Source organism: Pseudomonas brassicacearum (assembly GCF_918698105.1).
GTDB classification, from domain to species: domain Bacteria; phylum Pseudomonadota; class Gammaproteobacteria; order Pseudomonadales; family Pseudomonadaceae; genus Aquipseudomonas; species Aquipseudomonas brassicacearum_F.
In genome coordinates this window covers 25685-49369 of record NZ_CAKKMI010000049.1, presented here as the reverse complement: position 1 = coordinate 49369, position 23685 = coordinate 25685, and the positions used below count along the sequence as shown (strand labels likewise).

Here is a 23685-nt window from a genome sequence, read left to right as displayed (position 1 = left end):
GGACTGGGTCGGGTTTTATGCTGCGGTGGAAAAGCTCGGCAAATTGCCGATCGACGAGCGCAAGGCAGCCTTGAAAGCGTTGGCAGCGTCTAAGCCTTCTGCGGATTAGGCGACGTCATCGCGAGCAGGCTCGCTCCCACTGGGGCATCTCCAAATCCTGTGGCGAGGGAGCTTGCTCCCGCTCGGCTGCGCAGCAGTCGTCGCTTTTAGGGCCGCTTCGCGCCCCAGCGGGAGCAAGCTCCCTCGCCACGGACACCCAGCACAAAAAAAGGGCATACCGATTCATCGGTATGCCCTTTTGATTGCCGCTTTCTTCCCCCTGGCTGAGGTACTCGCAGCAATTACGGGTTGACGCTGTCTTTCAGGAATTTGCCTGGTTTGAAGGCAACGGTGTTGCTGGCCTTGATCTTCACCGGTTCACCGGTCTGTGGGTTCTTGCCAGTGCGGGCGCCGCGGTGGCGTTGCAGGAAAGTGCCGAAGCCCACCAGGGTGACGCTGTCCTTGCGGTGCAGGGCACCGGTGATTTCCTCGAGGACGGCGTTGAGGACGCGGTTGGCTTGTTCTTTGGTGAGGTCTGCTTTTTCCGCGATAGCGGCGGCGAGTTCTGGTTTACGCATGAATGAAGCCCCTTTGACGGTTTTTTTGTTGTTATGTCCGTGCCGTTCTCTTTGGAACGGCCCCTAAGGCGCCGCAGGCTCTACTCTGCGGCAGACGGGAGTGAGGATGGCACGGTGCCGAAAACGGCGCCAGTGGCCGGGCGACCTTTGTGGGACCAAAAGTAGGGTTTTTGCGACAGAACGACCAGTATTTACGCCAGCAGGGGTGGAAGTTCCTTGTTCAGCGCCAGTTTCTCCATCACCGCCGTGCCCGTCAGGGCATAGCCCAGCAGGTTGCCTTGCGCGTCGCGGCATAGCGCCTTGATGTCCGCACCCTGCCCTTCGACGCTCCACACGCCCTCGCTGCCCCGCGGTGGTGGCGACACCACCAGTGGGCACACCGGGGTTTTTACCGTAATCGGCATGGCGCCGTAGCTGACGGCCGTCGGGTTGCCGGCCAGGGTCTGGGCCAGGGCCCGGGCGCAGCTCATCAGCGGCATGACATACAGCAGATTCAAGCCATCGACCTCGGCGCAGTCACCCAGGGCGTAGATGTTGGCGTGGGAGGTTTTCAGGTGACGGTCGACAACGACGCCGCGGTTGACCACCAGACCGGCGGCCGCCGCCAGGTCGATGCGAGGGCGCAGGCCGATGGCCGAGACCACCAGGTCACAGGCGATCACCTGACCGTCGGACAGGTGCGCCTCCAGTCCGTCGGCGACCTTCTGCAAGCGGTTGAGCACGGGGCCCAGGTGGAAACGCGCGCCAAGGCTTTCCAGCCCGGCCTGGACCGCTGCGGCAGCGGCCGGGTGCAGCAGCGTCGGCATCACTTGCTCGCACGGCGCCACCAGCTGCACTTCGTAGCCGCCCAGGCTCAGGTCGTTGGCGAACTCGCAACCAATCAGGCCGGCGCCAAGCAACAACACCCGACGCTTGCCGGCGGCCGCGGCCCTGAAGCGTGCGTAGTCTTCCAGGTCGTTGATCGGAAAGATCAGGTCCGCCGCATCGCCCTGTACCGGCACGCGCACGGTTTCGGCGCCCCAGGCCAGGACCAGGTCACGGTAGCTCACCGCCTCTTCGCCGATCCACAGCCGTTTGTGGCCCGGATCGATGCCGCTGATACGGGTGTGGGTGCGTACTTCGGCCTTGAGTTGCTCGGCCATGGCCCCCGGTTCGGCCATGCTCAGGCCGTCGGCGTCCTTGTTCTTGCCAAAGCCTGTGGAGAGCATCGGCTTGGAATACGAGCGCCCGTCGTCCGCGGTGATCAGCAGCAGCGGGGTTTCGCTATCGAGCTTGCGAAACTCCCGGGCCAGATTGTAACCGGCCAGGCCCGTACCGACGATAACGACAGGTGCGCTCATGTTGCTCTCCATTTGATGAAACGATCAGTTGATTTCGATCATTTCGAAATCCATTTTGCCGACGCCACAGTCCGGGCACAGCCAGTCTGCCGGTACGTCCTCCCAGCGAGTGCCGGGCGCGATGCCATCGTCAGGCCAGCCGTCAGCTTCGTTGTAGATCAGGCCGCAGACGATACATTGCCACTTCTTCATTCCAATATTTCCTCAAGATGTCAGGCTTTGGCCGGTATTTTCCAGCTCAGGGCCGTTTTGTACTGATCGGTTGCGACAGATGCAAGCACGATCAGCAGGGCAGCCGGCCAGGCCAGTCAAAACCGGCGACCGACATGGTAAGCTCGCGGCCTCATTTGCTGCCATTCAAGACCTCTGTGCCGCATACAAATTCGATATTTCCTACACTCCAATGGTTGCCCCAGCCCCTGTTGTCGCCCCGCCCCGATGCGGCTGTACTCGACTGGCTGTTCGACGAAGGCTCCCTGACCCGGCGCCTCACGCGCCTGTCGGACGGCCATTTCAGCGTGACGCCGCTGTTCGAAGGCTGGCAGCCATTGCGCGCCGACGAATGCACCGCCCTGGACCTGGCCGAGGGCAGCGAGGGCTGGGTACGCGAGGTGTATCTGCGCGGCCATGACCAGCCGTGGGTGTTCGCCCGCAGCGTCGCGGCGCGTAGCGCCTTGCAGGGTGACGGCTTGCAGATGGACGAACTGGGCAGCCGTTCCCTGGGGGAGTTGCTGTTTTGTGACCAGGCGTTCCAGCGCCGAGCCATCGAAGTTTGCCATTACCCCGAGGCCGGGTTGCCGGAAGAAGTGCGCACCAGCGGCCTGTGGGGTCGCCGTTCACGTTTCGATCGCGGTGCGCTGAGTGTGCTGGTGGCGGAAATCTTCCTGCCGCGCTTATGGACCGTCGCCCGTGCCTATTCGGAGAGTTTTTGATGTACGTGCAACTGCTCAAATCCTTGAATCGCCTGAACCCACGGGCCTGGGACTTCGTGCAACTGACCCGCATGGACAAGCCCATCGGCATCTACCTGCTGCTGTGGCCGACGTTGTGGGCGTTGTGGATTGCCGGTGAAGGCTCGCCGTCCATCGCCAATGTGGCGATTTTCATCCTCGGCGTGGTGCTGACCCGCGCCGGTGGCTGTGTGATCAATGACTGGGCCGACCGCAAGGTCGACGGCCACGTCAAACGCACCGAGCAGCGCCCGCTGGTGAGCGGCAAGATCAGTTCAAAAGAGGCGCTGGTGTTCTTCGCCGTGCTGATGAGCGTGAGTTTCCTGCTGGTGCTGTGCACCAACGCCCCGACCATCCTGCTCTCCCTCGGGGGCCTGGCGCTGGCGTTCAGTTACCCATTCATGAAGCGCTATACCTACTACCCGCAAGTGGTCCTCGGCGCGGCGTTCTCCTGGGGCATGCCGATGGCGTTCACCGCCGAAACCGGTCATCTGCCGGCCGCCGCCTGGCTGCTGTACATCGCCAACCTGCTGTGGACGGTGGGCTACGACACCTATTACGCGATGACCGACCGGGACGATGACCTGCGCATTGGCGTGAAGTCCACGGCGATCCTGTTTGGTGATGCCGACCGGGTGATCATCCTGTCGTTGCAAGGTCTGGCCTTGGGCTGCCTGCTGTTGGCCGGGGCGAAATTCCAGCTGGGCGGCTGGTTCCACCTGGGGCTGGTGGCCGCTGCCGCGTGCTTCGCCTGGGAGTTCTGGTACACCCGTGACCGTGACCGGATGCGCTGCTTCAAGGCGTTCCTGCACAACCATTGGGCCGGGTTGGCGATTTTTGTGGGGATCGTGCTGGATTACGCGTTGCGCTGAAACCGCTGACCCAGCGGCGAACCTTGGGTCATGAAAGCCTTTGTGGCGAGGGAGCTTGCTCCCGCTCGGTTGCGCAGCGACCGCAAGATTGTGGGGCCGCTTCGCAGCCCAGCGGGAGCAAGCTCCCTCGCCACAAACAAGCGTCTTAAAGGGACGCGTTACTTGGCCTTGGCAACCTTCCAGGCGCCATCCATCAAGCCATCACCCGTCTTGTCTCCGGCTTTTGTGTCCTTCACAAAGGTGTACAGGGGCTTGCCATCGTAGGCCCACTGCTTCGTACCGTCGTCACGGGTGATCACGCTCCATTTGCCCATGGACTTGTCGCCGCTTTCAGCCTTGAGCGGTGGCCAGTTGGCCGCGCATTTGTCGTTGCACATCGACTTGCCGGCCGAGTCTTTGGCAAACGTGTACAACGTCATGCTCTGGTGATCGGTCCACATGTCGCCTGCTTTCATCGCCGGCTCAGCCGCGAACGCCAACGCCGGCAGCGCCAGGGCAGCGGTTACCGCCAAAACCTTGATGGATTGGGTGAAGTAATTCATGGAAACCTTCTTTTGTGGTTGTCAGGATTCGGACTAAAAAGCTTAGTCCAGGATCGCCTTCGCTGCCGTTCGAGGAAATAACTGTCACACGACTGCAATAATTCCGTTATCTAATGCGGCGCAAGACAGTTAAATGACAAGAGGATTACCCCATGGTTGGCAGGAGCATTCTGATCGTCGACGACGAGGCGCCCATCCGCGAGATGATCGCCGTTGCGTTGGAGATGGCCGGCTATGACTGCATGGAAGCAGAAAACTCTCAACAGGCCCATGCCATCATCGTCGACCGCAAGCCCGACCTGATCCTGCTGGACTGGATGCTGCCCGGCACGTCTGGCATCGAACTGGCAAGGCGTCTCAAGCGCGACGAGCTGACCGGTGATATTCCGATCATCATGCTCACCGCCAAGGGCGAAGAAGACAACAAGATCCAGGGCCTGGAAGTCGGCGCCGACGACTACATCACCAAGCCGTTTTCCCCACGGGAGCTGGTGGCGCGCCTGAAGGCCGTGTTGCGACGCGCCGGGCCGACCGATGGCGAAGCCCCCATCGAAGTCGGTGGCCTGCTGCTCGACCCGATCAGCCACCGCGTGACCATCGACGGCAAGCCCGCCGAGATGGGCCCGACCGAATACCGCCTGCTGCAATTCTTCATGACCCACCAGGAACGTGCCTACACCCGCGGACAACTGCTGGACCAAGTCTGGGGCGGCAACGTCTATGTCGAGGAGCGCACCGTTGACGTGCACATCCGGCGCCTGCGCAAGGCCCTCGGCGATGCCTATGAAAATCTGGTACAAACCGTGCGCGGCACCGGTTATCGTTTTTCGACCAAGGCCTGATCCGAGCCCTTACCGCCCGACAAAGCTGACAAGGACGCGCGTCACGTGAACCAAAACTGGCATGGCACCCTGATTCGCCACATGTTGTTGCTGGTGACCGGCTGTTTGCTGATCGGCCTGATCAGTGGTTACTACGGTTGGAGCCTGGCCGCGGGCCTGGGGCTTTACCTGGCCTGGACACTCAAGCAATTGCTGCGCCTGCATGAATGGCTGCGCCTGCACCAACCCGACGAAGCACCGCCCGACGGCTATGGCCTGTGGGGGGAGGTGTTCGACAGCATCTATCACCTGCAACGGCGCGACCAACGCGTCCGCGGGCGCCTGCAGGCGGTCATCGACCGGGTCCAGGAGTCCACCGCCGCGCTGAAAGACGCGGTGATCATGCTCGACAGCGACGGCAACCTGGAGTGGTGGAACCGCGCCGCCGAGACCCTGCTGGGCCTCAAGACGCCACAGGACAGCGGCCAGCCGGTGACCAACCTGGTGCGCCATCCGCGCTTCAAGGAATATTTCGAGCAGGCCAATTACGCCGAACCGCTGGAGATCCCTTCGCCCACCAATGATCGGCTACGCATCCAGCTGTACATCACCCGCTATGGCAACAATGAGCACTTGATGCTGGTGCGCGATGTCACGCGTATTCATCAGCTGGAACAGATGCGCAAGGACTTCATCGCCAACGTTTCCCACGAACTGCGCACGCCATTGACGGTGATCTGCGGCTACCTGGAAACCTTGCTCGACAACGTCGAGGAGGTGAACCCGCGCTGGAGCCGGGCCTTGCAGCAGATGCACCAGCAAAGCGGGCGCATGCAGACCCTGCTCAACGACTTGTTGCTGCTGGCGAAGCTGGAAGCCACCGATTACCCGTCGGACAACCAGCCAGTGCCCATCGATGACCTGCTGCAAACCATTGTCGAAGATGCGCAGGAACTGTCCGGCTCCAAGCAGCAGACCATCACCCTGGAAGCCGACGCGGCCGTGCAGCTCAAAGGCAGCGAGGCGGAACTGCGCAGTGCGTTTTCCAACCTGGTGTTCAACGCGGTCAAATACACGCCGGAGCAAGGCCGCATCCATGTGCGCTGGTGGGGCGATGAGCAAGGCGCGCACCTGAGCGTGCGCGATTCGGGCATTGGCATCGACAGCAAGCACCTGCCGCGCCTAACCGAACGCTTCTACCGTGTCGACTCCAGCCGCAACTCCAATACCGGGGGCACCGGGCTGGGCCTGGCCATCGTCAAACACGTCCTGCTGCGCCATCGCGCCCGCATGGAAATCAGCAGCGTACCCGGCCATGGCAGCACCTTTACCTGCCATTTCGCCCCGGCCCAGGTGGTTCGCGCACGCCTGGCCCGTCCCGCTGATTGAGTACGCCCCCTAGGCAATCGCCGAGTCAGCCGCTACATTGACTGACTTGCGCTTGCCTTTTCAGGCGCTCATTTTCAATTCCTACGACTATACGGAACCCGCAAAACTCCATCATGGACCCTTCCCCTGGCTTGTCCCTCGTCACACTCTTCGCCGAATTCGGCATGATTCTTTTTGCTCTGATCCTGGTTTTGCTCAACGGTTTTTTCGTTGCGGCCGAATTCGCCATGGTCAAGCTGCGCTCGACCCGGGTCGAGGCCATTGCCGAGCAGAACGGCTGGCGCGGACACATCCTGCGCACCGTCCATAGCCAGCTCGACGCTTACCTGTCGGCGTGCCAGCTGGGTATCACCCTGGCCTCCCTGGGCCTGGGCTGGGTCGGTGAGCCGGCGTTCGCCCACATCCTCGAGCCGTTGCTGGGCGCGGTCGGCGTACAGTCGCCGGAAGTGATCAAGGGCGTGTCGTTCTTCACCGCGTTCTTCATCATTTCGTACCTGCACATCGTGGTCGGTGAACTGGCGCCCAAATCCTGGGCCATTCGCAAACCCGAGCTGCTGTCGCTGTGGACCGCCGTGCCGCTGTACCTGTTCTACTGGGCCATGTACCCGGCGATCTACCTGCTCAACGCCAGCGCCAACGCCATCCTGCGCATCGCCGGCCAAGGCGAGCCCGGCCCGCATCACGAACACCATTACAGCCGCGAAGAACTGAAACTGATCCTGCACTCCAGCCGTGGCCAGGACCCGAGCGACCAAGGCATGCGCGTGCTGGCCTCGGCCGTGGAAATGGGCGAGCTGGAAGTGGTGGACTGGGCCAACTCCCGGGAAGACCTGGTGACGCTGGAGTTCAACGCGCCGCTCAAGGAAATCCTGGCGATGTTCCGTCGCCACAAGTTCAGCCGTTATCCGGTGTATGACAGCGAGCGCCAGGAGTTCGTCGGCCTGCTGCACATCAAGGACCTGCTGCTGGAACTGGCGGCCCTGGATCACATTCCCGAGTCGTTCAACCTGGCCGAACTGACCCGGCCGCTGGAGCGCGTGTCGCGGCACATGCCGCTGTCGCAATTGCTGGAGCAGTTCCGCAAGGGCGGCTCGCACTTCGCCCTGGTCGAGGAAGCCGACGGCAACATCATCGGCTACCTGACCATGGAAGACGTGCTGGAAGTGCTGGTGGGCGACATCCAGGACGAACACCGCAAGGCCGAACGCGGCATCCTGGCCTACCAGCCGGGCAAGCTGCTGGTACGAGGTGATACGCCGCTGTTCAAGGTCGAACGCCTGCTGGGGATCGACCTGGACCACATCGAGGCCGAAACCCTGGCTGGGTTGGTCTATGAAACCCTCAAGCGCGTACCGGAAGAGGAAGAAGTGCTGGAAGTCGAAGGCCTGCGGATCATCATCAAGAAGATGAAAGGGCCAAAGATCATTCTGGCGAAGGTGTTGATGCTCGATTGAGTATCAACCGCCCGCAAGCTGAAGGCATAACCCCTTGTGGCGAGGGAGCTTGCTCCCGCTCGGCTGCGAAGCAGTCGTCGTTTTTGGGGCCGCTTCGCGACCCAGCGGGAGCAAGCTCCCTCGCCACAAAAAGCCCCTCGAATCTCCAGTGCTACTGCTTGCCCACCGCAAAGTTGGGCAAGTCACCCACCGGTTGGTTGAACTGGTAGGGAATCGACACCAGCCCCAGGCCGGTATTGCGCTGCACCACGAAATGCAGGTGCGGGCCTGAGCTGTTGCCGGTATTGCCCGACAACGCCAACGGCGTGCCCACCCCGACCCGCTGCCCTTCCCGTACGCTCACCGAACCTTTCTGCAAGTGCAGGTAGACGCCCATGGTGCCGTCATCGTGCAACACCCGCACGAAGTTGCCCGAAGGGTCGTCTCCACGGCCGGTCTGCTCGTTTTCGGTCTTGATGACCACCCCGCCCCGCGCCGCGATGATCGGCGTGCCGACGGGCATGGCAATGTCCATGGCGTAGCGGTTCTTCGGGCCGTAATGACTGTACTGGCCGTTGGCACCCTGGCTCAGCCGGAACGGCCCGCCACGCCAGGGCAACGGGTATTGATAGGCCTGTGCCGCGCCTGCGGGGTCTCCCAGGGAGTATTCGAACCTTGGGGTGTACACCAGCGGCCTGCCAGGTTGCGTGGCCGTGAGCAGCGCCAGGCGCAGGTTGCTGCGCGCCGGCAGCACCCGACGAATCGGCCGGCTCGGTGCCCCGCTGACGTTGCGCAGCCCGGCGAAACTCAACTCGATCTCCACCGGCGCATACAGATCGTTGCGCACGAACACCGCGTCCGCGCCATTGTGTTTCTTGATATCGAGAAACACCTGCCGTTCCAGGCGCTCGACCATGCGGTCGCGGAACACGAACACCTGGGCGCCCTTGCTGGGGCGGTCACTGTAGGACACCACGCCATTGGCGTCGGTGGATTTATAGATGGTCATGGCCATGGCCGGGGTGGCGGCCAGGACAAGACCACAGGCGAACAGCAGCGGCACGAGCATGGGCAAGAATTCTGTCGAAATGAGGGCCTGCAAAGCAGCCTAGCAGCTGCGATGGACCAGCGTAGTCGACGGATGTTTCAAAATTGGATCAGCGATCGGTGTTGGATCTTATGGCCCATCGCGAGCAAGCTCGCTCCCACACTCGATCCAGTGAACACTGAAGATCCCCTGTGGGAGCGAGCCTGCTCGCGATAGCGGATTCAAGCGCAGCCGAATCAGGCGCCCGGTACGAAGTGCTTCTGCGCGGTGCCGCGGGCGATCAGGCGGGAGATGTAGTCGAGTTTCTGCGGGTCTTTGTCGACGAAGCGGAAGGTCAGTTGCAGCCATTCGCTGTCGGGCGTCTGTTCATGGGCGACGATGGCGTGCAGGTAGCCGTTCAGACGAGCGGTTTCGGCGTTGTCGCCTTGCTCCATGTCCAGCACCGCGCCTTCGAGCACTTGCGGCAGGGTGTCGGTGCGCTTGACCACCAGCAGCGCTTCCTTGAGGCTCAGGGCCTTGATCACGCATTGCTGGGTGCCGCTGGACAGGCGCAACTGGCCTTGGCCGCGGTTGGTCGACGAAGCGGCGGCTGCCGGCGCCTTGACCGGTGGGCTGTTGAGCAGGCCACGCGCCGGAGCGGCGGCGACAGGTGCGGCCGCGGGGGCCGAAGCAACAGCGGCTATCGGAGCCTTGCCGCCCGTCAGGGCGCTGAGGGAGTCATTGCCGAACGCCGAGTTCATCTTGGTCGGGGCACTGTTCATCAGCGTGTCGAGCTTGCCGACCTTGTGCAGGGCCTGCTTGACCTTGGTCAGTAGCTGCTCGTTGGTAAACGGCTTGCTGACATAGCCGGAAACGCCGGCCTGAATCGCCTGGACCACGTTTTCCTTGTCGCCGCGGCTGGTGACCATCACGAACGGCATGCCCTTGAGGTTGTCCTGCTGGCGGCACCAGGTCAGCAGTTCCAGGCCGGACATTTCCGGCATTTCCCAATCGCACAACACCAGGTCGAACGCTTCGCGAGCCAGCAGGGCTTGGGCTTTCTTGCCGTTCACCGCGTCTTCGATGCGCACGCCCGGGAAGTAGTTGCGCAAGCACTTCTTCACCAGGTCACGAATGAACGAAGCATCGTCCACGACCAACACACTGACCTTACTCATCCAGATACACCTCTAAAAAATCCCGGCAAGCATACCGCTTTTACTGATGGCACATTGCCAAAAAACCTTCAGTCACGCCGGGACTTTTCGTTCGCGGGGTGCTGCTTTCGATGAAAAAAAACCCAAAAAAAAGCCCGACCAGAAGGCCGGGCGCTTTTCTTGGCAATCTTACTTATCGTCAGTTTCGCCCGGAACATTAGCAGTTTCGGACAGGGTGCCCTCAACTTCTTGCTTCATGCGCTTGAGTCCCAAATGCCTCACATCGGTGCCGCGCACCAGGTAGATGACAAGTTCCGAGATGTTGCGTGCATGATCGCCAATACGCTCCAGAGAACGCAGCACCCAGATGATGCTCAACACTCGGGAAATGGAGCGCGGGTCTTCCATCATGTACGTCGCCAGCTCGCGCAGGGCGGTCTTGTATTCGCGGTCGATGATCTTGTCGTACTGGGCCACCGACAACGCCAGATCGGCGTCGAAGCGGGCAAAGGCGTCCAGCGCATCGCGAACCATGTTGCGCACCTGGTCGCCAATGTGGCGAACCTCGACGTAACCGCGCGGCGCTTCGCCTTCTTCGCACAACTGAATGGCGCGACGGGCGATCTTGGTGGCTTCGTCGCCGATCCGCTCAAGGTCGATCACCGACTTGGAGATGCTGATGATCAGGCGCAGGTCGGAAGCCGCTGGCTGACGACGGGCCAGGATACGCAGGCACTCCTCGTCAATGTTGCGTTCCATCTGGTTGATCTGGTCATCGATTTCGCGCACTTGCTGGGCCAGGCCGGAGTCGGCCTCGATCAGCGCGGTCACCGCATCGTTGACCTGCTTTTCCACCAGCCCGCCCATGGCCAGCAAGTGACTGCGCACTTCCTCAAGCTCAGCGTTGAACTGTGCGGAAATGTGGTGAGTAAGGCCTTCCTTCGAAATCATCTTGTTCGCTCCGCGAAAGTTGCAAGCTTCAAGCTGCAAGCTTCAAGCAGTTAAATGTTGATCCTGATAGCGCAGTGCGGCTATGCAGCAGCCTCGACTAGCCGTAACGACCGGTGATGTAGTCTTCGGTCTGTTTCTTGGCCGGATTGGTGAACAGGGTGTCGGTGTCGCCGAACTCCACCAGTTTGCCCATGTACATGAACGCCGTGTAGTCGGAAACCCGCGCCGCCTGTTGCATGTTGTGGGTCACGATAACGATGGTGAACTTGGACTTGAGCTCGTAGATCAGCTCTTCGACTTTCAGCGTCGAGATCGGGTCCAGGGCCGAGCAGGGTTCGTCGAGCAGCAGCACTTCCGGTTCCACGGCGATGGTGCGAGCAATCACCAGGCGTTGCTGTTGGCCGCCGGACAGACCCAGGGCCGACTCATGCAGGCGGTCCTTGACCTCATCCCACAGCGCCGCGCCCTTGAGGGCCCATTCCACGGCTTCGTCGAGGATGCGCTTCTTGTTGATGCCCTGGATGCGCAAGCCGTAGACCACGTTCTCGTAGATGGTTTTCGGGAACGGGTTGGGCTTCTGGAACACCATGCCCACGCGACGACGCAGCTCGGCCACGTCTTCGCCCTTGCGGTAGATGTTGTTGCCGTAGAGGTTGATTTCCCCTTCGACACGGCAGCCGTCCACCAGGTCGTTCATGCGGTTGAAGGTGCGCAGCAAGGTGGACTTGCCGCAGCCCGACGGGCCGATGAACGCGGTGACGCGCTGTTTCGGGATGTTCAGGCTGACGTCATACAGCGCCTGCTTGTCGCCGTAGAACAGGTTCAGGCCGGGCACTTCGATGGCGACGGTTTCCTGGGCCAGGTCCAGGCTCTGCTTGTCGCGGCCCAGGGCCGACATGTTGATGCCGTGTGTATGTGCTTCGTGTTGCATGGGAGGCTCCCTGTGCTAACAAATTCGGTTCGGTTGGCCACTGAGTGGCCATGCCAATCTGTGTATGTGTCTGTGTGGGAGCGAGCCTGCTCGCGATTCAGGCGACTCGGTCTGGCTTTGAACCGAGGTGATGCCATCGCGAGCAGGCTCGCTCCCACAGAAAATCAATGTGTGATCAACTATCCAGTGCCTTGTACTTCTCGCGCAGGTGGTTACGGATCCACACCGCCGACAGGTTGAGCGTGGCGATCACCAGCACCAGCAGCAGCGCCGTGGCGTACACCAGCGGTCGCGCCGCTTCGACGTTCGGGCTCTGGAAACCTACGTCATAGATATGGAAGCCCAGGTGCATGATCTTCTGGTCCAGGTGCAGGTACGGGTAGTTGCCGTCCAGCGGCAACGACGGGGCCAGTTTCACCACGCCCACCAGCATCAACGGCGCCACTTCACCGGCGGCACGGGCCACGGCGAGGATCATCCCGGTCATCATCGCCGGGCTCGCCATGGGCAGGACGATTTTCCACAGAGTCTCGGCCTTGGTTGCGCCGAGGGCCAGGGAGCCTTCGCGCACAGTCCGCGGGATCCGCGCCAGGCCTTCTTCGGTGGCCACGATCACCACCGGCACCGCCAGCAGCGCCAGGGTCAGGGAGGCCCAGAGCAGGCCCGGGGTACCGAAGGTCGGCGCCGGCAAGGCCTCGGGGAAGAACAGCCGGTCGACCGAACCACCCAGCACGTAGACGAAGAAGCCCAGGCCAAACACACCGTAGACGATGGCCGGAACACCCGCCAGGTTGTTCACCGCGATACGGATCAGGCGGGTCATCGGGCCCTGGCGGGCATATTCACGCAGGTAGACCGCCGCCAGCACGCCGAACGGCGTCACGATCATCGCCATGATCAGGGTCATCATCACGGTGCCGAAAATCGCCGGGAAGATGCCACCTTCGGTGTTCGCTTCCCGCGGGTCGTCGCTGAGGAATTCCCAGACCTTGCTGACGTAGAAACCCATCTTGGTGAACGTGCCCATGCCGTTTGGCTGGTAAGCGTGCACCACCTTGCCAATCTCGATTTCCACTTCCTTGCCATTGGCATCGCGGGCGGTCAGGCTGTCGCGATTGAACTGCGCATGCAGGTCGGCCAGGCGCGCTTCGATGTCCTTGTAGCGGGCATTGAGTTCGGCACGCTCGCTTTCCAGGTCGGCTTGGGCGGCGGCATCGAGCTTGCCGTCCAGCTCCAGTTTGCGACCGTGCAGGCGGATACGCTCCAGGCCGGCGTTGATTGCACCGATGTCGCTTTTTTCCAGGGTCTTGAGCTCGGCGGCCAACTGATTGACCCGCTGGACGCGAGCCTGCAGTTGCGGCCAGGCGGCCTCGCCTTCGGCGACGATCTTGCCGCTCTCCTTGACGTTGACCAGGTAGCCGTAGAAGTTGCCCCACTCACGACGCTCGATCGCCATCAGCTCCGGCGGCGTGGTCTGGTTGGTCAGCCAGTCGCCGACGATCCAGGTGAAGTCGGTGCCATTCAGGTCCCGGTTACCCACCTTGATCAGTTCGCGGGTCATGAACTCGGGGCCTTCGTCCGGCACCGGCAGGCCAGCGCTTTTCAGGCGCTCGCGAGGCACTTCTTCTTTCTGCACGATTTCGCCGACCACCAGGTGCGCAGGCATGCCCGGCACGTTGTAGCTGGCGTGGACCAGGTCCGCCGGCCAGAAGTGGCCCAGGCCGCGCACGGCGATCACCGCCAGCAGGCCAATGGTCATGATGACCGCGATGGACACCGCGCCACCGCTGATCCAGACGCCGGGGGCGCCGCTCTTGAACCATCCTTTCAGGGAGTTCTGTTTCACAGACTTCTACCTTTCTTAAAGCGACGAATATTTCTTGCGCAGACGCTGACGGATCAGCTCGGCGAGGGTGTTCATGATGAAGGTGAACAACAGCAGCACCAAGGCCGACAGGAACAGCACGCGGTAATGGCTGCCGCCGACTTCCGACTCGGGCATCTCCACCGCCACGTTGGCCGCCAGGGTGCGCAGGCCTTCGAACAGGTTCATTTCCATGACCGGCGTGTTGCCCGTGGCCATCAGCACGATCATGGTCTCGCCCACCGCACGACCCATGCCGATCATCAGCGCCGAGAAGATGCCGGGGCTGGCGGTGAGGATGACCACGCGGGTCATGGTCTGCCACGGCGTCGCACCAAGGGCCAGGGAGCCCAGGGTCAGGCCGCGCGGCACGCTGAACACGGCGTCTTCGGCGATGGAGTAGATGTTCGGGATCACCGCGAAACCCATCGCCAAACCGACCACCAGAGCGTTGCGCTGGTCGTAGGTGATGCCCAGGTCATGGGAGATCCACATGCGCATGTCACCGCCGAAGAACCAGGCTTCCATGTACGGGCTCATGTACAGCGAGAGCCAGCCGACGAACAGGATCACCGGGATCAGCAGGGCGCTTTCCCAGCCGTCCGGCACCCGCAGGCGAATGGATTCCGGCAGGCGGCTGAAGACGAACCCGGCGACCAGGATGCCAATTGGCAGCAACATCAGCAGGCTGAAAATACCCGGCAAGTGCCCTTCGACGTACGGTGCCAGGAACAGGCCGGCAAAGAAGCCGAGGATCACCGTCGGCATGGCTTCCATCAGCTCGATCACCGGCTTGACCTTGCGGCGCATGCCCGGGGCCATGAAGTAGGCGGTGTAGATCGCAGCGGCAATGGCCAGCGGCGCAGCCAGCAACATCGCGTAGAACGCCGCTTTCAGGGTGCCGAAGGTCAGCGGCGAAAGGCTCATCTTGGGTTCGAAGTCGGTGTTGGCGGCGGTCGATTGCCAGACGTACTTGGGTTCGTCGTAGTTTTCGTACCAGACCTTGCTCCACAACGCGCTCCACGAGACTTCCGGGTGCGGATTGTCCAGCGTCAACGGTTGCAGCTTGCCGCCCTGTTCAACGATCAGGCGGTTGGCCCGTGGCGACATGCCGAACAGGCCTTGGCCATCGACCACCTGGTCCACCAGCAGGGTACGGTGGGCGGTGCTGTGGAACACGCCAAGCTTGCCGGCGGCATCGAGGGCAACGAAACCTTTGCGACGTTCTTCGGCGCTGATTTCAACAATCGGCGTGGTGCCCATCTGGAAGGTGCGAATCTGTTTGAAGCGCAACTCGCCGTCCGGATCACGGGCCATGAACCACTGGGCCAGGCCGCCCTTGGAGTCGCCGATGATCAGCGAGATCCCGCCCACCAGCTGGGTGGCGGCGGTGACTTGGGCGTCAGCGTTCTCGAGCAGTTTGTAGCGGCCGTTGAGGCTCTTGTCCCGCAGGCTGAACACGTCGGCCTGGGCCCGCCCGTTGACCACATACAGCCATTGCTGGCGCGGGTCGACGAAGATGTTCTTCACCGGCTCGGTCATCTGCGGCAGATCGATGCGCGTCTGCTCGCTGGTGACCTCACCGGTCATCATGTTTTCTTCGCTGGTGAGCGACAGCACTTGCAGCTGGGCACCGCTGGAACCGGCCAGCAGCAGGGTCGAATCGGTGGCATTGAGGCTGACATGTTCCAGGGCCGCGCCCTGTTCGTTCAACGCGATCGGCGTCTCGCCGTAAGGGTATTCGACGGCAGGCGAAATGGTTTTCTTGCCGTCCGGGTAGCTGACCTTATAGGTGTGACGGAATACCAAGGCCTGGCCGTTAGACAGACCGATTGCCACCAATGGGCTGCCGGGCTGGTCTTCGCCAATGGCAGTCACGCTGGCGCCAGCCGGGATCGGCAGGTCGACGCGGCGCAGTTCGGCACCGCTGTCGAGATCGTAGAACAGCGCCTGGCCCTTGTCGGAAACCCGCATGGCGACTTGGTTCTGTTCTTCGATGGAGATCATCAAGGGTTTGCCGGCGTCTTGCATCCAGGCTGGGGCGATCGAGTCCTTGGCGGTCAGGTCCGCGCCCTGGAACAGGGGCAGCACCACGTAGGCCAGGAAGAAGAAGATCAACGTAATGGCAGCGAGGACAGCGAGGCCGCCAACCAGCACGTACCAGCGGGTCAGGCGATCCTTGAGCGCGCGAATACGGCGCTTGCGTTGCAGCTCAGGCGTATTGAAGTCAATGCGCTTGGGAGGGGAAGTCGTAGTCATTGTGGAATTGGCCAGATCATTCATGCGCACACCCTAGCGATCCTGTATGACAGAAAGATGACAATGCAGTGACGCAACAAATCCGCCGCCGAGGAAACCGGCAGCGGACAGGAATTGGGGGTGTGGGAGGGTTTGCTCGCGAAGTCAGTCAACATCCCTGTTGAATGCACTGACCTCTTCGCGAGCAAGCCCGCTCCCACAAGAGTCCGGGCGTTGGCCCGGGCTCAGGTATTACTTCTTGGCGACGCTGCCGCCTTCCGACAGACCCAGGTCAGCCAGTGCCTTGGCGGCCACTTTGGCTGGCAGTGGGATGTAACCGTCCTTGACTACAACTTCCTGGCCTTGCTTGGACAGGATCAGCTTCACGAACTCGGCTTCCAGCGGGGCCAGAGGCTTGTTCGGTGCCTTGTTGACGTAAACGTAGAGGAAGCGCGACAGCGGGTACTTGCCGTTCAGGGCATTTTCTTCGCTGTCTTCGATGAACTCGCCGCCTTCTTTCTTGGCCAGGGCAACGGTTTTCACGCTGGCGGTCTTGTAGCCGATACCCGAGTAGCCAACGCCGTTGAGCGAGCTGCTGATCGACTGTACAACCGAGGCCGAGCCAGGCTGTTCATTGACGTTGGACTTGTAGTCACCTTTGCACAGGGCTTCTTCTTTGAAGTAGCCGTAGGTGCCGGACACCGAGTTACGACCGAACAACTGGACTGGCTTGTTGGCCAGGTCACCGGTCACGCCCAGGTCGCCCCAGGTCTTGACGTCGGCCTTGGCGCCGCACAGACGAGTGGAGGAGAAAATCGCATCAACCTGAGCCATGGTCAGGCCTTTGATCGGGTTGTCCTTGTGTACGAATACCGCCAGGGCGTCCACGGCAACCGGGATAGCGGTTGGCTTGTAGCCGTATTTCTGTTCGAAGGCTTGCAGCTCGTTGTCCTTCATCTTGCGGCTCATCGGGCCCAGGTTGGAGGTGCCTTCGGTGAGCGCAGGTGGCGCGGTGGAAGAACCGGCGGCCTGAATCTGGATGTTTACGTTCGGGTATTCCTTCTTGTAGTTCTCGGCCCACAAGGTCATCAGGTTGGCCAGGGTATCGGAGCCGACGCTGGACAGGTTGCCCGATACACCAGTGGTCTTGGTGTAAGACGGAATTGCCGGGTCAACACCAGCGGCAACCGCGCTGGCAGTCGCAACGCCAGCAGCGACAAACGTCATTGCCGCCATCAAACGCTTCAGTTTCATGCCTTACTCCTAGCAGATAGGGTGTGTTAAGTCGGCCAAGTATCGGTAAGCCGTGTGAACACTCTATGGCTGAAATATGACAATTGGATGAAAGGCCAGTATCGAGTTTTACAAGATGATTCATGCGGCCCCAATCGCGAGCAAGCTCGCTCCCACAGGGGCTTTGCGGTGAACGCAGAACCCTTGTGGGAGCGAGCTTGCTCGCGATGGGGCCAGTACAGTCAGTGAAAGATTCGGACCTAACGCCCCTTCTTCCAGAGATACCCGCCCACCACAATCCCGATCCCACAGATGGCCGCCACGTAATACGCCGGCCCCATCGAGCTCTCTTTCAACAGCAGGGTCACGATCATCGGCGTCAACCCGCCGAAGATTGCGTAGGCCAGGTTGTAGGAGAACGACAAGCCACTGAAGCGCACCACCGCTGGGAAGGCATTGACCATGACATAAGGCACCGCGCCGATGGTACCGACCAGCAAGCCACTCAAGGCATACAGCGGGAACAGCCATTCGGGATGGTCGAACAGGCAGTGGTAGAAGGTCCAGAACGTGATCAACAGCAAACCACTGCCGAAGACAAACACCCGGCCAGCACCAAAACGGTCGGCCAGCACACCCGCACCGATGCAACCTAGACTCAGGAACACGATCGCCAGGCTGTTGGCCTGCAACGCGGTGGTCGGACTGAAGTGGTACACCGTCTGCAGCACGGTCGGTGTCATCAGGATGACCACAATGACGCCGGCCGACAGCAGCCAGGTCAACAACATGGAAATGGCGATGGCGCCGCGATGATCACGCAGCACGGCCCGCAGCGGCACTTCCTCGGCCAGGGCCTTGCGCAGTTGCAGCTCGGCGAACACCGGGGTTTCGTGCAACCAGCGACGCAGGTACACCGAAAACAGCCCGAACACGCCGCCCAGCAGGAACGGGATCCGCCAGGCGTAATCGGCCACTTCCACCGGTGTATAAATGCTGTTGATCGCCGTGGCGACCAGCGAACCCAACAAAATTCCCGCCGTCAGCCCGCAAGTCAGCGTGCCACAGGCATAGCCGATGTGGCGCGCCGGAACGTGTTCGGAAACGAATACCCAGGCGCCCGGCACTTCCCCGCCGATGGCCGCGCCCTGGATCACCCGCATCAGCAACAGCAGGATCGGCGCCCACATGCCGATCTGTGCATATGTGGGCAGCAGGCCCATGATCAGGGTCGGCACAGCCATCATGAAAATGCTCAGGGTGAACATCTTCTTGCGTCCCAGCAGGTCGCCGAAGTGGGCCATGACGATCCCGCCCAACGGCCGGGCCAGGTAACCGGCGGCAAAAATGCCGAACGTCTGCATCAAGCGCAGCCACTCGGGCATTTCGGCAGGGAAGAACAATTTGCCGACCACGGTGGCAAAGAACACGAAAATGATGAAATCGTAGAACTCCAGCGCACCGCCCAGGGCAGAAAGCGACAGGGTCTTGTAATCGTTGCGGGTCAGTGGACGTGCGGGTTGTGCGGGCGTCGCCGTGCTCGAAGGCGCAGTGGTCATGGCAAGGGCTTCTCTTATAGTCGGTTCTGCAACCCTGGTAACACGGGTTGGGGGCCTGGGCAGGTCCGGCACGATAGCAAATTGTTCGAAAAAGCACATAGAGGGGCGTATTTGATAGTCGAAATCAGAACCGAGTGGTCGTCTCGACGTCTATCGCCCGATATACTCGCAACCTTGCAGTACTCTGTAAGGGGTTGCTGTGCGAAAACGTCGTTGGTGGCGTAGTACCTAACCAGCCGGTTTCGCAGAGTTTCCCTTTGGCACGCCTTTACGAAAAACGTGACGAACGCAGTATGTTCGGGCTGAATCGTTTTTTACAAAGACGGCTATTCACCTGAAGTACAAGACAGCGTTACGGGTCAGAGGCCCCCCTGCATGATAGAGCTCGAACAAGAAGATCCAATCCCGCAAGGCGACCTGGCCCTGCAAATCACCGCGCTCCCTCGCGAGACCAACGGCTTCGGCGATATTTTCGGCGGCTGGCTGGTGTCCCAGATGGACCTGGCCGGCACCGCCATGGCCAGCAAAGTGGCGGGCGGACGCGTGGCCACCGTGGCGATCGATCGCATGGCGTTCCTCGTACCGGTTGCAGTGGGGGCGCAGCTTTCCTTTTATACCCAGGCGCTGGAAATCGGCCGCAGCTCGATCCAGATGATGGTCGAGGTCTGGAGCGACGACCCGCTGTCCAGTGAATGGCGCAAGGTGACCGAGGCGGTATTTGTCTTCGTCGCTATCGACGGCAGCGGTCGCACCCGCTCGGTTCCGCCGCGCGCCCGTTAAACACGGTGGCCTTTTTGCGGTCCATTGCAGTCCCTGTTCCCGAGCGAGATTTGCAACATGCCTACGCCCAACGTCGAAGCCGTCAAGCTGGATGAACTGAACGCCTGGCGTATCCGCCACGGTCAGGCCGAGTTGCTGGTGGCCCAACAAGGCGCGCATATCCTCAGTTATCAAGTGGACGGCCAGCCGCCGCTGATCTGGCTCAACGACCAAGCCACGTTCAAGGCCGGCAAGAGCATCCGCGCGGGCGTGCCGGTGTGCTGGCCGTGGTTCGGCAACCTGACGCGCAACCCCGACAGCGTACAGGCCATGCGCGTGAGCAACGACCCGGCCACCGCCCACGGCCTGGTGCGGACGATGGATTGGACGCTCAAGGGCATCGAAGCCGAAGGCGAAAGCCTCAAGGTGGAGTTCGTGTTGCCCTACCCCGAGAATGGTCTTTCAGGCTGGCCTCACCAGGTCGAGCTGACGCTGGCCATCGTGATGGACGAGCAACTGCATATCCGCCTCACCAGCCATAACCGTGGCAGCGAAACCGTCAGCCTCAGCCAGGCGTTGCACAGCTACTTTGCCGTGAGCGACGTGCGCAACGTACAGGTCGAAGGGGTGGATGGCTTGAGCTACATCGAGACCCTGGACGACTGGAAAACCGTCACCCAGGCCGGCAACCTGCACTTTGCTGGCGAGACCGACCGCATCTACCTCGATACCCCGCCAAAGCTGAGCATCGTCGACCCGCAGTGGCAACGCCGGATCGAGCTGACCAGCAGCGGTTCACGCTCGGCAGTGATCTGGAACCCCTGGACCGAACGCGCCAAGGCCTTCAGCGACATGGCCGATGACGGCTGGCAGCACATGCTGTGTATCGAGACGGCCAATGTGATGGACGATGTGGTGACGTTGTTGCCGCAGGCCAGCCATACCCTGGGTGTGAGCATCGGCAGCAAGCCGCTCTAACACACACCGCAACCCCCCTCTGGGAGCGAGCTTGCTCGCGATAGCGCCATGACAGTCAACATCAGCGTCGACTGACACACCGCCATCGCGAGCAAGCTCGCTCCCACATTGGGATTTTTGTCAGGCCAACAGGCCTATTACAAATCCGCCTCCTGCACCACCCGCACCCTTTCCGCCTCCAGCGCATACGCCGCACTCGCCAGATCGTTGTCGACCTTTTCGATCTTCAGCGTGCCGGTCACCCACAGCGGTGTATAGATGTCATCCAGCTTCAGGCCCTTGGGGTAGCGCACCAGCACCAGTTGATTAGGCGGCGGTGGCGGGACGTGGATGCAGGCGCCGGGGTATGGCACCAGGAAAAACAGCGTGCTGCGGCCCTTGGCGTCGGTTTCCAACGGTACCGGGTAACCACCGATGCGGATGTGCTTGTCGTTCATCGACGCCACGGTCTTGGTCGAATACATCACCGCCGGCAAGCCCTTGCTTTGTTTCAGGCCACCTTTCTCGGTGAAGGTGCCGTTGGCTTCGGGGGAGTTGTGGTCGATCTCGGGCATGGCCTCGAGGGCTTTCTGGTCCGACTTGGGCATCAGTTCGAGCCAGTCGGTTTCCGGCAGCTCGGCGGCGTGGGCCAGGCCACTGCCCAGCAAAAGAAGGGTCAACACTAGACGGCGCATGAATGGGCTCGGCAATGGGTAGGAAGTGCAACGCCGGGCATTCTAGCCCCCTCTGCGCGCCACGCAGAGGGGGCTTTGTCGCATTTGAATCAGTTTCTTTTGATCAGGCCGTAGATCACCAGCAACACCACCGCGCCCACCAAGGCACCAATGAAGCCAGCGCCTTCGCCGGCATGGTAGATGCCCAGGGCCTGGCCGCCGTAAGTGGCTGCCAACGAACCGCCGATACCGAGCAGGATGGTCATGATCCAGCCCATGCTGTCATCGCCCGGTTTCAGGAAGCGCGCCAGCAGGCCGACGATCAGGCCGATAAAGATGGTTCCAATGATTCCCATGGCATTTCCCTCTGGTTGAATAGCTAGAGCCAGAATCCGGTCAGATTTGGCGCCTAGCTAATCAGAGAAGTTGGCCGACGAATGGTTCCACCGATGTCCCAGACTATTACTCGGCGATCAGCGTCTCGACCTTGATGATCTGCTGGGCCAGCGTCGCCCGGTCCGCGCAACGCAGGTTGGCATGACCGACCTTGCGCCCGGCCTTGAACGCCTTGCCATAGTGATGCAGATGGCAGTCGGCAATCGCCAGGACTTTCTCGCTGTCCGGGACCTTGCCGATGAAGTTGAGCATCGCGCTTTCACCGACCTTGGCGGTCGACCCCAGCGGCAGCCCGGCCACCGCCCGCAGGTGGTTTTCGAACTGGCTGCATTCGGCGCCTTCGGTGGTCCAGTGCCCGGAGTTGTGTACCCGAGGCGCGATTTCGTTGGCCTTGAGGCCACCGTCCACTTCAAAGAACTCGAACGCCATCACGCCGACATAGTCGAGCTGCTTGAGCACCCGGCTGGAATAGTCCTCGGCCAGGGCCTGCAACGGATGGTCGGTGCTGGCGACGGACAGCTTGAGGATGCCGTCCTTGTGAGTGTTGTGCACCAGCGGGTAGAAACGGATTTCACCGTCGCGGGCACGCACGGCAATCAGCGAGACTTCGCCGGTGAACGGCACGAAGCCTTCCAGCAGGCAGCCCACGCTGCCGAGCTCGGCGAACGTACCGACCACGTCTTCAGGCTTGCGCAGGACTTTCTGGCCCTTGCCGTCGTAACCCAGGGTACGGGTCTTGAGCACGGCGGGCAGGCCGATGGCAGCGACGGCGGCGTCGAGGTCGGCCTGGGACTGAATGTCGGCAAACGCCGGCGTAGGGATACCCAGGTCCTTGAACATGTTCTTTTCGAACCAGCGGTCGCGGGCGATGCGCAGGGCTTCGGCGCTCGGGTAGACCGGGACGAACTGGGACAGGAAGGCCACGGTCTCGGCCGGGACGCTTTCGAACTCGAAGGTCACCAGGTCGACTTCATCGGCCAATTGGCGCAGGTGATCCTGGTCGCCGTAGTCGGCCCGCAAGTGTTCACCCAACGCCGCGGCGCAGGCGTCCGGCGCCGGGTCCAGGAAAGCGAAGTTCATCCCCAGCGGCGTACCTGCCAGGGCCAACATGCGACCCAACTGGCCGCCACCGATTACACCGATCTTCATTCGTCAACAACCTCAGGCAATGCGTGGGTCTGGATTGTCCAGGACGCTGTCTGTCTGCTCAGCGCGGAATTTTTTCAGCACGGTATGAAATTGTGGGTGCTTGGCGCCCAGGATGCTCGCCGACAGCAGGGCCGCGTTGATCGCACCAGCCTTGCCGATGGCCAGGGTCGCGACCGGGATGCCGGCCGGCATTTGCACGATCGACAGCAACGAATCGACGCCCGAGAGCATCGAAGACTGGACCGGCACGCCCAGCACCGGCAGGTGGGTCTTGGCCGCACACATGCCTGGCAAATGGGCGGCGCCACCGGCACCGGCGATGATCACCTCGATGCCACGCGCCTCGGCTTCTTCGGCGTACTGGAACAGCAGGTCCGGGGTACGGTGGGCGGAGACCACTTTCACCTCGTAAGGGATGCCGAGCTTTTCCAGCATATCGGCGGTGTGGCTAAGGGTGGACCAATCGGACTTGGAGCCCATGATCACGCCAACCAGTGCACTCATCGTCGTGCCTCTTCTCTCTGGGCGCCCGCAGGCGCGTCAAAAAACAACAAGCCACGCAGGAAACCGGCGTGGCTTGTTGTACGAATTATGGCCGGGCAAGCCGACCGAAGGCCGGGCAGTATACCGAAAACGGTGCGTTAAACGCACTTTCGCCGACCATCTGTCATTTGCGTTGAAGTGGCGGTTTTATTGACTCGCAGGTCAGCAGAACCGCAGCACAAATCCCTGTGGGAGCGAGCTTGCTCGCGATAGCGGTAGATCAGTCAATGCAACTGTGAATGCCAGTCCGTCATCGCGAGCAAGCTCGCTCCCACAAGGGCTC

23 protein-coding genes and 1 pseudogene are annotated in these 23685 nt (G+C 61.5%); 8 read left to right on the top strand and 16 right to left on the bottom strand.

What is annotated here, in order from left to right:
* Window positions 1-109: pseudogene (locus LQ215_RS19155) on the top strand (aminopeptidase); the annotation flags it as partial.
* Window positions 110-341: 232 nt separating this feature from the next.
* On the opposite strand, the gene LQ215_RS19150 reads toward LQ215_RS19155, so the two are convergent.
* The 3 genes from LQ215_RS19150 to LQ215_RS19140 form a co-directional block, all read right to left on the bottom strand.
* On the bottom strand, window positions 342-617 hold the full coding sequence (locus LQ215_RS19150; protein WP_003177201.1) for an HU family DNA-binding protein: 276 nt from the start codon (window positions 615-617) through the stop codon (window positions 342-344).
* Window positions 618-808: 191 nt separating this feature from the next.
* Window positions 809-1957 carry an NAD(P)/FAD-dependent oxidoreductase gene (locus tag LQ215_RS19145; RefSeq protein ID WP_230152086.1) on the bottom strand — a complete coding sequence of 383 codons (1149 nt, stop codon included), beginning with the start codon at window positions 1955-1957 and terminating at the stop codon, window positions 809-811.
* A 24-nt stretch (window positions 1958-1981) separates the two neighbouring features.
* The gene (locus LQ215_RS19140; protein ID WP_003177199.1) at window positions 1982-2149 is read right to left on the bottom strand and encodes a rubredoxin; all 168 of its coding nucleotides are present in this window, start codon (window positions 2147-2149) and stop codon (window positions 1982-1984) included.
* 176 nt (window positions 2150-2325) lie between these two features.
* Here LQ215_RS19140 and LQ215_RS19135 point away from each other — a divergent pair, with 176 nt between their 5' ends.
* Together LQ215_RS19135 and ubiA are read left to right on the top strand one after the other, a co-directional pair.
* Entirely contained in the window at window positions 2326-2889 is a 564-nt protein-coding gene (locus LQ215_RS19135; RefSeq protein WP_230152088.1) for a chorismate--pyruvate lyase family protein, read from the top strand.
* Complete coding sequence (ubiA, locus tag LQ215_RS19130) at window positions 2889-3779, top strand: 4-hydroxybenzoate octaprenyltransferase (protein ID WP_230152085.1); 891 nt, start codon at window positions 2889-2891, stop codon at window positions 3777-3779. Before LQ215_RS19135 ends, ubiA begins: the two co-directional genes overlap by 1 nt.
* A gap of 158 nt (window positions 3780-3937) precedes the next feature.
* Here the strand turns inward: ubiA and LQ215_RS19125 are convergent, their stop codons facing one another.
* Entirely contained in the window at window positions 3938-4321 is a 384-nt protein-coding gene (locus LQ215_RS19125; protein WP_230152083.1) for a COG4315 family predicted lipoprotein, read from the bottom strand.
* A 152-nt stretch (window positions 4322-4473) separates the two neighbouring features.
* Between LQ215_RS19125 and phoB the strand changes: the two genes are divergently transcribed.
* The 3 genes from phoB to LQ215_RS19110 all read left to right on the top strand — a co-directional run bounded on the left by phoB (window position 4474) and on the right by LQ215_RS19110 (window position 7985).
* Window positions 4474-5163, top strand: a complete 690-nt coding sequence (gene phoB / locus LQ215_RS19120; protein WP_003177195.1) for a phosphate regulon transcriptional regulator PhoB — start codon at window positions 4474-4476, stop codon at window positions 5161-5163.
* A gap of 81 nt (window positions 5164-5244) precedes the next feature.
* Entirely contained in the window at window positions 5245-6531 is a 1287-nt protein-coding gene (gene phoR / locus LQ215_RS19115) for a phosphate regulon sensor histidine kinase PhoR (RefSeq protein ID WP_230152087.1), read from the top strand.
* A gap of 113 nt (window positions 6532-6644) precedes the next feature.
* A complete protein-coding gene (locus LQ215_RS19110) occupies window positions 6645-7985 on the top strand; it encodes a hemolysin family protein (RefSeq protein WP_014335895.1) in 1341 nt (446 codons plus the stop codon).
* Between the two features lie 151 nt (window positions 7986-8136).
* Here LQ215_RS19110 and LQ215_RS19105 read toward each other — a convergent pair whose 3' ends face one another.
* From LQ215_RS19105 to LQ215_RS19070, 8 genes are all read right to left on the bottom strand, one after another.
* A complete protein-coding gene (locus LQ215_RS19105) occupies window positions 8137-9033 on the bottom strand; it encodes a peptidoglycan DD-metalloendopeptidase family protein (RefSeq protein ID WP_230152082.1) in 897 nt (298 codons plus the stop codon).
* Between the two features lie 215 nt (window positions 9034-9248).
* A complete protein-coding gene (locus LQ215_RS19100; RefSeq protein ID WP_230152081.1) occupies window positions 9249-10169 on the bottom strand; it encodes a response regulator in 921 nt (306 codons plus the stop codon).
* A 168-nt stretch (window positions 10170-10337) separates the two neighbouring features.
* Window positions 10338-11099, bottom strand: coding sequence for a phosphate signaling complex protein PhoU (gene phoU / locus LQ215_RS19095; RefSeq protein WP_230152080.1), 762 nt, complete (start codon window positions 11097-11099; stop codon window positions 10338-10340).
* Between the two features lie 97 nt (window positions 11100-11196).
* Window positions 11197-12030 (bottom strand): phosphate ABC transporter ATP-binding protein PstB, encoded by an 834-nt coding sequence (gene pstB / locus LQ215_RS19090; protein ID WP_014335891.1) that lies wholly within the window; start codon window positions 12028-12030, stop codon window positions 11197-11199.
* A gap of 175 nt (window positions 12031-12205) precedes the next feature.
* The gene (gene pstA / locus LQ215_RS19085; RefSeq protein WP_230152079.1) at window positions 12206-13876 is read right to left on the bottom strand and encodes a phosphate ABC transporter permease PstA; all 1671 of its coding nucleotides are present in this window, start codon (window positions 13874-13876) and stop codon (window positions 12206-12208) included.
* 15 nt (window positions 13877-13891) lie between these two features.
* Window positions 13892-16177, bottom strand: a complete 2286-nt coding sequence (locus tag LQ215_RS19080) for an ABC transporter permease subunit (RefSeq protein WP_230152078.1) — start codon at window positions 16175-16177, stop codon at window positions 13892-13894.
* A 207-nt stretch (window positions 16178-16384) separates the two neighbouring features.
* Window positions 16385-17386, bottom strand: a complete 1002-nt coding sequence (locus LQ215_RS19075; protein WP_230152077.1) for a phosphate ABC transporter substrate-binding protein PstS — start codon at window positions 17384-17386, stop codon at window positions 16385-16387.
* Window positions 17387-17625: 239 nt separating this feature from the next.
* Window positions 17626-18924, bottom strand: a complete 1299-nt coding sequence (locus LQ215_RS19070; protein WP_003196378.1) for an MFS transporter — start codon at window positions 18922-18924, stop codon at window positions 17626-17628.
* Between the two features lie 375 nt (window positions 18925-19299).
* On the opposite strand from LQ215_RS19070, the gene LQ215_RS19065 reads away from it, so the two are divergent.
* Together LQ215_RS19065 and LQ215_RS19060 are read left to right on the top strand one after the other, a co-directional pair.
* Window positions 19300-19704, top strand: coding sequence for an acyl-CoA thioesterase (locus tag LQ215_RS19065; RefSeq protein ID WP_003177184.1), 405 nt, complete (start codon window positions 19300-19302; stop codon window positions 19702-19704).
* 57 nt (window positions 19705-19761) lie between these two features.
* On the top strand, window positions 19762-20661 hold the full coding sequence (locus LQ215_RS19060; RefSeq protein WP_230152076.1) for a D-hexose-6-phosphate mutarotase: 900 nt from the start codon (window positions 19762-19764) through the stop codon (window positions 20659-20661).
* Window positions 20662-20798: 137 nt separating this feature from the next.
* Here LQ215_RS19060 and LQ215_RS19055 read toward each other — a convergent pair whose 3' ends face one another.
* The 4 genes from LQ215_RS19055 to purE form a co-directional block, all read right to left on the bottom strand.
* Window positions 20799-21335: a DUF3299 domain-containing protein gene (locus LQ215_RS19055; protein WP_230152074.1), complete on the bottom strand. Its 537-nt coding sequence runs from the start codon at window positions 21333-21335 to the stop codon at window positions 20799-20801.
* 89 nt (window positions 21336-21424) lie between these two features.
* Complete coding sequence (locus tag LQ215_RS19050) at window positions 21425-21670, bottom strand: GlsB/YeaQ/YmgE family stress response membrane protein (RefSeq protein ID WP_058544176.1); 246 nt, start codon at window positions 21668-21670, stop codon at window positions 21425-21427.
* A 106-nt stretch (window positions 21671-21776) separates the two neighbouring features.
* Complete coding sequence (locus LQ215_RS19045; RefSeq protein ID WP_230152073.1) at window positions 21777-22859, bottom strand: 5-(carboxyamino)imidazole ribonucleotide synthase; 1083 nt, start codon at window positions 22857-22859, stop codon at window positions 21777-21779.
* Between the two features lie 12 nt (window positions 22860-22871).
* Window positions 22872-23363, bottom strand: coding sequence for a 5-(carboxyamino)imidazole ribonucleotide mutase (gene purE, locus LQ215_RS19040; RefSeq protein WP_003196369.1), 492 nt, complete (start codon window positions 23361-23363; stop codon window positions 22872-22874).
* Window positions 23364-23685: the final 322 nt, after the last annotated feature.

Excerpts from the sequence above, each read along its gene's own strand:
- LQ215_RS19150 (WP_003177201.1), bottom strand. The coding sequence starts at position 617 with ATGCGTAAACCAGAACTCGCCGCCGCTATCGCGGAAAAAGCAGACCTC.
- LQ215_RS19145 (WP_230152086.1), bottom strand. The coding sequence starts at position 1,957 with ATGAGCGCACCTGTCGTTATCGTCGGTACGGGCCTGGCCGGTTACAAT.
- LQ215_RS19140 (WP_003177199.1), bottom strand. The coding sequence starts at position 2,149 with ATGAAGAAGTGGCAATGTATCGTCTGCGGCCTGATCTACAACGAAGCT.
- ubiA (WP_230152085.1), top strand. The coding sequence starts at position 2,889 with ATGTACGTGCAACTGCTCAAATCCTTGAATCGCCTGAACCCACGGGCC.
- LQ215_RS19125 (WP_230152083.1), bottom strand. The coding sequence starts at position 4,321 with ATGAATTACTTCACCCAATCCATCAAGGTTTTGGCGGTAACCGCTGCC.
- phoB (WP_003177195.1), top strand. The coding sequence starts at position 4,474 with ATGGTTGGCAGGAGCATTCTGATCGTCGACGACGAGGCGCCCATCCGC.
- phoR (WP_230152087.1), top strand. The coding sequence starts at position 5,245 with ATGTTGTTGCTGGTGACCGGCTGTTTGCTGATCGGCCTGATCAGTGGT.
- LQ215_RS19110 (WP_014335895.1), top strand. The coding sequence starts at position 6,645 with ATGGACCCTTCCCCTGGCTTGTCCCTCGTCACACTCTTCGCCGAATTC.
- LQ215_RS19105 (WP_230152082.1), bottom strand. The coding sequence starts at position 9,033 with ATGCTCGTGCCGCTGCTGTTCGCCTGTGGTCTTGTCCTGGCCGCCACC.
- LQ215_RS19100 (WP_230152081.1), bottom strand. The coding sequence starts at position 10,169 with ATGAGTAAGGTCAGTGTGTTGGTCGTGGACGATGCTTCGTTCATTCGT.
- phoU (WP_230152080.1), bottom strand. The coding sequence starts at position 11,099 with ATGATTTCGAAGGAAGGCCTTACTCACCACATTTCCGCACAGTTCAAC.
- pstB (WP_014335891.1), bottom strand. The coding sequence starts at position 12,030 with ATGCAACACGAAGCACATACACACGGCATCAACATGTCGGCCCTGGGC.
- LQ215_RS19080 (WP_230152078.1), bottom strand. The coding sequence starts at position 16,177 with ATGAATGATCTGGCCAATTCCACAATGACTACGACTTCCCCTCCCAAG.
- LQ215_RS19075 (WP_230152077.1), bottom strand. The coding sequence starts at position 17,386 with ATGAAACTGAAGCGTTTGATGGCGGCAATGACGTTTGTCGCTGCTGGC.
- LQ215_RS19070 (WP_003196378.1), bottom strand. The coding sequence starts at position 18,924 with ATGACCACTGCGCCTTCGAGCACGGCGACGCCCGCACAACCCGCACGT.
- LQ215_RS19065 (WP_003177184.1), top strand. The coding sequence starts at position 19,300 with ATGATAGAGCTCGAACAAGAAGATCCAATCCCGCAAGGCGACCTGGCC.
- LQ215_RS19060 (WP_230152076.1), top strand. The coding sequence starts at position 19,762 with ATGCCTACGCCCAACGTCGAAGCCGTCAAGCTGGATGAACTGAACGCC.
- LQ215_RS19055 (WP_230152074.1), bottom strand. The coding sequence starts at position 21,335 with ATGCGCCGTCTAGTGTTGACCCTTCTTTTGCTGGGCAGTGGCCTGGCC.
- LQ215_RS19050 (WP_058544176.1), bottom strand. The coding sequence starts at position 21,670 with ATGGGAATCATTGGAACCATCTTTATCGGCCTGATCGTCGGCCTGCTG.
- LQ215_RS19045 (WP_230152073.1), bottom strand. The coding sequence starts at position 22,859 with ATGAAGATCGGTGTAATCGGTGGCGGCCAGTTGGGTCGCATGTTGGCC.
- purE (WP_003196369.1), bottom strand. The coding sequence starts at position 23,363 with ATGAGTGCACTGGTTGGCGTGATCATGGGCTCCAAGTCCGATTGGTCC.